This window comes from uncultured Candidatus Kuenenia sp., from assembly GCF_900696675.1.
Lineage (GTDB): Bacteria > Planctomycetota > Brocadiia > Brocadiales > Brocadiaceae > Kuenenia > Kuenenia stuttgartiensis_A.
Map to the genome: position 1 here is coordinate 1 of NZ_CAADGZ010000227.1, position 2,696 is coordinate 2,696.

At 37.6% G+C, this 2,696-nt stretch carries 3 protein-coding genes; all 3 read right to left on the bottom strand.

The features are described from left to right. Positions 1 to 2: 2 nt before the first annotated feature. Complete coding sequence (locus QZT26_RS17125; RefSeq protein ID WP_295103895.1) at positions 3 to 245, bottom strand: hypothetical protein; 243 nt, start codon at positions 243 to 245, stop codon at positions 3 to 5. A 170-nt stretch (positions 246 to 415) separates the two neighbouring features. After that, positions 416 to 1,498, bottom strand: a complete 1,083-nt coding sequence (locus QZT26_RS17130) for a M12 family metallopeptidase (protein WP_295103898.1) — start codon at positions 1,496 to 1,498, stop codon at positions 416 to 418. A 304-nt stretch (positions 1,499 to 1,802) separates the two neighbouring features. Beyond that, positions 1,803 to 2,570: an IPT/TIG domain-containing protein gene (locus QZT26_RS17135; protein ID WP_295103901.1), complete on the bottom strand. Its 768-nt coding sequence runs from the start codon at positions 2,568 to 2,570 to the stop codon at positions 1,803 to 1,805. Between the last annotated feature and the right edge of the window lie 126 nt (positions 2,571 to 2,696).

Genomic DNA, 2,696 nt, shown 5'->3' on the forward strand with positions numbered 1-2,696 from the left:
ATCTACTGTCTTGCAATTGGAATTACATCTGAAGCTATCAGTTCGATATCGTATTTCGTGTTAAAGTTATTTATCACATACACCGGCCCCTTCTCGCATTTTAAACCAACCGACATGATTTCTGGATGGTTTTGCTGACAATGTTCATTACCAGAATGCAGGGTCGCACTTTGCGATCCCAAAACAGTAGTGAAAAACCATTCCACGGTAGAACTGCTATTATTTTTCCACTTTAGGTCACCCATGTAAAACACCTTTCTTGTAATATTGTGATTCACATAATAATGAATACATAAGTATCAGATTCAATACAATCCATCCCTTAAATATAGAGAGGCGGTGAATTGACCACAGGCCTCACCGCAATTGTTAATTACTCTCTACTATACCTCCCTCGCTTTTATAGATACAACACTTAAGGACATACCCTCCCTGGTGGAGGCGGGTAAGTCTCTAACCGGGAATCCTGGATAGTATCCACATCTATTTGTTGTTCAAACCTAACCAGAGTTCCAGGAGCCACTGCCTGCCATGTAATGCGTGGAAAATAAACCATGACTTCGCACACGTTTATTCGCTCTCTTCTATACTCAGAAGGACCATTTCTAATATTTAATCTAACACCTTCATTAATAAGCGTATTACCTAATATTTCTGAATAGCTCTGACCAACAACATCAGGCATTCGAATTACAGGGGGATTGTTTAGGTTTTCACCATACATACGCATTGCAGATAATGAATCCCGTAAACTGAGCTGATTTCTTTGTCCCATCCGCGCTGTGTTGGCTGAATTATGTGGTACTATCGTAGGTTGGCCATTTCTAGTAAATTCGTTATTTCTATAATGCATTATAGAATCAAAGTCGTAGACGGTGTGTTCTTCAGAATTTATAATATTAAAATTATGAACCTTGTCCGGTATTATATTATCATATAAAATTTTGACATAACTCCCACGACCAAGTTGTTGGTGTTCATGGACCAAACCCATGGCGTGTCCTATTTCATGAGCAATTATCCCAGGTATTCCCCAACTAGTAATAATTAAATCCTGCGGTCCACCAATTTGCCCTACAAAAGACTGATTTACCGTTCCTGCAATAACATTGATAAAATCAATTTCCGTAGTGCGATTAACAACATTGATATTGGATACATCACTCCACCATTGGCATGCCTGAAGAAATTGGTTTTGTTGTAATTGGGTGACTGTCGCATCAAACACTATCGGCAAGATTCCTCCTGGCCAACGATTAGCTGGAATCTCTTCGGCTCCTTTTATTGTTAAAAAAGGTAACAACATATCATCATAAACAGCATAATCAACTCCTTTATGCTTTACGATCTCTAAATTGTTAATATCTGGTATTATATTAGGTTTTAAGTCTAAAGTTTCATATCCAGAAGTTCCAGCCATAATAGGAGATAGGGTGATTGAACAAAATAGCCCAATACTACCCATGGTCATCCATAGCGTTTGCATGTTTATCGCCATATTCATTCTCCTTAATTATTCAATTATTAAAAATATAAATTTTTAGTCCTGCTTCATTACAAAATTCTCCTTTTACGCACTAAACGAATGAAGTGATACCAATCAAAAACTCTGTGCATCTGCATTCAACACCAAGTGAGTGCGGACTTATTCGATTTCTCAAGCCCAGCCCTTCACCCTGGTGAAGGGCTGGGCTATTATCTTATAACAGGGTTTTTCTCCCTCTTTACGGTGTCCAACTCTTATGGGTTCAGTATATACCACTCACAAATTTCCTACGGACTTTAACCAAATCAAATATTCATCATTTCGGTTTGTCTGCATCTTGTTTATCACCTTCTTTTTTATCACTATAAGTGAATCGTTCCTTGTAAGTATACTTATTGTTATCAGTGATTGCATCTTCCGGGTCAAATTCCAATGTAATGTACACTTCCTCACCTGGTTGCGGAATATCTTTGTCTTTATAAGGTACTTGCACTGCAAGTGTTTTTTTATCCTGACTTAAATGTTTATTATTTTTCATATCTGCTTCTAACGTTCCAAATTTTACGTTTTTCACTTTATCCATCACAGCATTATTTGCCTCAATTTCTATAAATTTACCTCTTGAAGCGCTCTTGGGGTTAATTTTAGTTATAGCAAATGGTTCTTCTTTCTTAGTTGTTGTTGAAGATGCTATATAGGTAAACGCCCCTTCGGCAACGAGAAAATCTCCTCCAGTAGCAACTTTCACGTCAAATTCTTTCTTTGTTTCTCCATTAAGTATATCTTTATCAACTGCTGGGAATTTAGCTGCAATAAAGTCTCTTCCCAATACAGTGACATCAGATGTAGGAACTTCCATCCCGCCAATATATACTTTTGCATCATTGCTGAAGTTTTCTCCCCGAATTGAAACCGTAGTCTGATGTTTACCGTCAGCGATACCTTCATTCGGTAAAACAGCGTTTATTCTAATGAGAGTGCGGTCAAGTTTATCAGGCAACGTTGCAACTGTTAGTTGTATTTTATCCGTTGCAGGATCAAGTTTTTCGGAATCGGTATTACAATCAAAAATATTCTTTTCCACCTAAATCCTGCAAACAAGGCAAAGCCTTGTTGCAGGAATAGGATTGAAATGGTAGGATTTCCAAGGTATTCGGCGGTATATTGATAACAAAAAACACCTGAAAGGAGATTCACCATTTCGATGAAG